Below are 4603 nucleotides of genomic sequence, written 5' to 3'. Positions count from 1 at the left end.
CGCCGCCGGCGCCCGCACCAGCGCCCGCACCAGGTCCACCACTGCCGCCACCCGACCCATCGCCACCTGCAAAGAGCCAAGTAAGGCTGCCCCTCCCAGAGCCCTTGGACGGCGCACCAGTTTCAATCGGGCGCTGGCCGGTGATGACAGGCAATGGCTGCGTCATCCTGGCTGACGGAACAGGGCTCACACACGGCGCCTCACCGTACGGGTTGTACCTATCGCAATGGGTGGGAGCCACCGGCGACCTGGGCGCTGCAGTTTGGTATGGCGTGCGCGGCACCGAGCTGGAACGCGGCTCGCTCACCCGGGGCGGCGGCGCACCGGGAATCAACGATGGCTGAGCGACGGCCGGCGGAGCCAGGCCCCTGGGAGCTCCGTTGCCCGTGAGGTCGCCCGCCTTTTCGGGCGCAGCGGCCATCCTTGGCTCGGCCCTGGGTGCCTCGACGCTCCTGGCGCGCTCAGGAGGTTTCGCCCTATCGGTTCGGGCGACGCCGACGGATCCGGACCTCGTTGGCGTGCGCGCCGGGGCGACACGCATGGGCTCTGCCACTCCAGCCGCTCCTCCCTCCGGTGGAGCAGCTTCGTTTTCGGCAACAGAACCCTCGGTCGGCGGGGCGAGTTGGGCCTCTTGCGTCTGCGGCTGCGGCTGCGGCTGCGGCTGCGCAGGTTCCGTCTTAGCTTGCTCATCCGTCGGCGCCTGCGGAGGATCGCTCAGGGCTTGCGTCGAGGGCGCCGGAACCGGCTCGGCAGGGACCTGATCGGCCGTGCGTGCCGGCTCGCGTTCGGCTTGAGTGGCGGCAGGTGGATCTGACCGAGGTCGCACTGATGGGGCCGAACTTTCTGGTGGCGCGCTCGGCTTCATGGCGACCGACTCAGGACCGGTGAGCGGAGCCCCCTGCCTGGCCGGGCGGCCGAGATACCAGAGCACGAAGGCGACATGCAGCAGCGCCAGGATGATCAACAGCCAGACGATCGACACATCGACACCTGCGGGCACAGGAATTCCCAAGACCCGACGAGGCATCTTGCTCCCCCGCGGGGCGCGCACCGGAGGCCAGGAATCCATAGATCGCGCCGAGGCTTGCGGCGCAGGCGTGCCATTCGTTGGCGTCTGCGCCGATTCGTCGCTCTCCGGCAGAAGCTTTGCGGCGCAATGGCGGCAATACCGGGCCGTGTCCCTATTGAGGGTCTGGCACTGGCTGCAGACGCGAGTCAGATGCTGCGGCTGAATCGCCGGGCCGGGCGCCTGCCAGTCTGTCCAGTCGGGCTGTGCTGGTAGTGTCTCTGGTGCTGAATTCAACGCCTGCCGCGGCTCGTTCGCGGCGACTTCAGCGGCATGGCTCAGCGTCGACGAGCCCATCACCGGCTCGCTCACGTCCGATCTAGGCTGGCGGGCCGCCTCGGTCATGGCTTGCAGCTCTTTGCTGTCGTTACGCGATTGGCACCAGCGCGGTGATGCCCGCGAGCAAGTTGAGCACCAGCCAGAATGCGACCAGATCCAACGTCCGCGCCAGCACGAGTGAACCCGGCTGCTGACGCGCAGTCAGGAACGTGGGTTCGAAGGCACGCTCGTCGTCGTAGAAGGTTGCGAGCTTGTGCGTGCAGCCCTTGCAAAATCGCGCAGAGGCGATGTTGATGGTGCTGCATGCTTCGCAGATCTCTGTCGAGCCCAGGCCTGTATGCAACAGTGCCATATCCATCAAGTTTCCGTAGACCACGTCTGGCGGATTCTTCTCGCCCACAACGATGCTAGAGCTCACGGCGGCCCTCCTCGCCAGAGGACCTGATCGGTGCAAGCCGGCGCCGGAGCCGCTGCTCCGCAACAGCCAGCTTCGCGAAAGCCTGAAGATCTTCGTTCGTGGGCCCCGCCCCTGCGCCCTGAAAGTGGCTTCGAAACGCATCAACGATGCGCAGCTGGACCGCTCGCTTAGCTCGAGCGGCTGCAGCCAGATCGACCCGTTCCCGTTCTTTTCTCGCGCAGGCTTCCCTTGTCGATGAGCTTGCGCGCCGTGTCGCCAGCATGGACCAGCAATTGCGCCGTGCCGCCGACCTCTTCTGGCGATTGACTATGTGTGACATTCTTCTCCGATCAAGAGGGGCTACGTGGGAAAGCCTCACACGAGTAATACCCTTGTCTTATAGTCATCGGCGTCCTTTTGTCAGACGCCGGCTGATGTTCGTGTCCCAGGTGCGCAAGAGGCGTTTCCTTCGACTTTGAACCCGAGGAGGATCGTGTCGTACAAGATGTTGCGCGTGCTGTATGAGATCAGGCTGCGCTGGTCTGACAAGATTTCTCCTGAGGAACGCGATCCTGGGCTCGGCTTGTGGGTGCCGGACACGCCCCACAACAGAGACAAGCTCAGTCACGCCGCGGCCAGGGGAGACAGGATCTTTGGGGACGAGACGCATTGGATCGAGAAGCGACAGGCGTGAGGCGGACATGACTGCGCCTACCCGCCAGGCAGGCAACGAGGCCGAAAGCCAGATCGGCTGGGTACTCCAAGCCTGTGCACGGGTGATGCGGCCGGTCGTACGACTCGCGCTCGCGTTCGGACTGAAACATTCCCATCTCGAGCTCGCGCTTCGCGAGCTTCTGATCGATGAAGCTCGGCGGGCCTGGCGCTCGAAGGGCACGGAGCCGAACATCAGCCAGCTTTCGGTGACCACCGGTTTGAACCGTAAGGCCGTGACGGCCAAGGTGCGCGACACCGTAGAGCCTTTGCCACACACGGCGATGTCGGCAGCTGCCAAGACCTTGACCCACTGGCTTCAGATGATTGCCGACGATCCGAAGGCTCGCATCTTGCTGATTTCTGCCCAGGAAGGAGCCGCCTCGTTCGAGGCCTTGGCCAAGCGTGCCACGCGCGGGAACGTGCACCACCGCAGCATTCTTGATGAGCTGCTTCGGTTGGACATGGCGATCGAGCACACAGGTAGCGTCGAAATCAATGCGGCCGCGTTCGTACCCGCCAAGGATCTGAAGAGCATGCTTGCCTTCCTAGGCGACAACGCTCGGGATCATCTGCTCGCCGGCGTGGCCAACACCCTGGGAGCAGAATCACCTCTGCTGGAGCGATCTGTGTTTGCCACCGGAATCCCGGTCGAGGACTGCGAGCGCATTCATCAGCTGGTGCGCGAGCGCTGGGGTGCGCTGCACAACGAGCTGACGGAAGAGATGACGCGCGCCTTCGAAGCGGGCGAAAAAAGCGCCACGGGTCGCATCAGAGTCGGCATCTACACCTACTACGAAGATTCAAGCGATGAGTAAGCTGTTCGTCCTTCCCCTTTGGCGTTCAACACCGCCGATCAGCAGAAGAGCATGACGACGAACACCTTCCTGCGCAACGGCTGCCTGGCCCTGTTGATGGGTCTGCTTTTGTCATGCGGTGGCGGAGGCGGTGGAGGCGTCGGCTTCGCGCCTGCTAGTACCGCGAACTCGGTGGCCAGCCCGGCTTCAGGTGACGCGAGCGCTGGCGCGGGCGTTGCAAGCGATGGTCAAGCCAGCAGCAATGCATCCGCCGCATCAGGTGCTTCCGGACCGGGAGGTGCATCCGGCGGGAGTAGCGCGACAGGTGGCAGTGGTGGCTCCAGCAGCGGCGGTGGTTCACCCAGCGGCGGTGGTTCACCCAGCGACGGTGGTGCATCTGGCGTTGGTGGTGACGGAACGGCGACCGCGTCATCGGGCGATGACGGCTCGGGCGTGGGCTCCGGCGGCACTGGCGTGAGCACTGCCGATGCGGCTGGCATTGGCGCCGTCGACGGCGCAGGCAGCATCATCGTCAACGGCCTGCGCTACAACACGGACGCCGCTGTCTTCAGTGTCGAGGACGCCCCCTCGCTGCAACTGGGCATGAGCGCGAAGGTGACGGGGCCAGTCAACGCGGACTTCACCAGCGGCATCGCCCGGCGGGTTGAATCCGCGGCCGACCTGCGCGGTGCCCTGTCCTCCATCAACCTGGCGCAAGGCAGCTTCGCCATCCTGGGCACGACCGTCACCACCGACGAGGCCACCGTCTGGGCTGACTTGAGCGGGCTTGCTGCCGTCGCGCCCGGCAGCACGCTGCAGGTCTGGGGTTTGCCGGGTGCACCGGGCGTTCTGCGGGCCACGCGCATCGAGCAGCAGCATGGAGCGTCCGCGCCGATCCTCACGGGCACGGTTCAGAACCTCGACCCCGCAAGGCAGACGTTCACGATCGGCGGGACTGTCGTCGAGTACGGTGCAGCGGTTCTTTCTGGCAGTCCCAACGGCGGCCCCTTGGCCAATGGCACCCTTGTGCGCGTGCGAGCAAATGCGGTGCAACCGGGACGGCTGTCCGCGACCCTCGTCCAGTGGTGGTATCCGGTGCCCACGGCAAACGCCACGGCGGTGCAGCTCGCAGGCATCGTCACCGACTACGCAGGCCTGGGCTCACTGCGCGTGCTCAACGTTCCGGTGAACGCTTCGGCCGCGAAAATCACGGGAGGGCCCACAAGTGCAATCGGCAACGGCGTCAAGGTGGAAGTCGGCGGTGTCATGTCCAACGGGGTGCTCCAGGCTTCGAAGCTCAAGATCCGCCACGTGCCAGGCACCGGTGGACCATCGAGCTTCCTACTTGTTGGT

Annotated in this window: 4 protein-coding genes; 3 read left to right on the top strand and 1 reads right to left on the bottom strand. The window is 65.2% G+C overall.

What is annotated here, in order from left to right; genetic code table 11:
• Window positions 1-1433: 1433 nt before the first annotated feature.
• Entirely contained in the window at window positions 1434-1763 is a 330-nt protein-coding gene (locus APY03_RS35960) for a hypothetical protein (protein ID WP_146039321.1), read from the bottom strand.
• Window positions 1764-2235: 472 nt separating this feature from the next.
• Here APY03_RS35960 and APY03_RS35955 point away from each other — a divergent pair, with 472 nt between their 5' ends.
• From APY03_RS35955 to APY03_RS45045, 3 genes are all read left to right on the top strand, one after another.
• A complete protein-coding gene (locus APY03_RS35955) occupies window positions 2236-2436 on the top strand; it encodes a hypothetical protein (RefSeq protein ID WP_102905338.1) in 201 nt (66 codons plus the stop codon).
• A gap of 7 nt (window positions 2437-2443) precedes the next feature.
• Window positions 2444-3271, top strand: coding sequence for a DUF6502 family protein (locus tag APY03_RS35950; protein ID WP_068685003.1), 828 nt, complete (start codon window positions 2444-2446; stop codon window positions 3269-3271).
• A gap of 453 nt (window positions 3272-3724) precedes the next feature.
• Window positions 3725-4603, top strand: an 879-nt coding sequence (locus tag APY03_RS45045) for a DUF5666 domain-containing protein (protein ID WP_232324544.1), incomplete at its 3' end; no start/stop codon positions are given.

This window comes from Variovorax sp. WDL1, assembly GCF_001541225.1.
Lineage (GTDB): Bacteria > Pseudomonadota > Gammaproteobacteria > Burkholderiales > Burkholderiaceae_C > Variovorax.
This window is presented reverse-complemented; position numbering and strand designations above follow the sequence as displayed.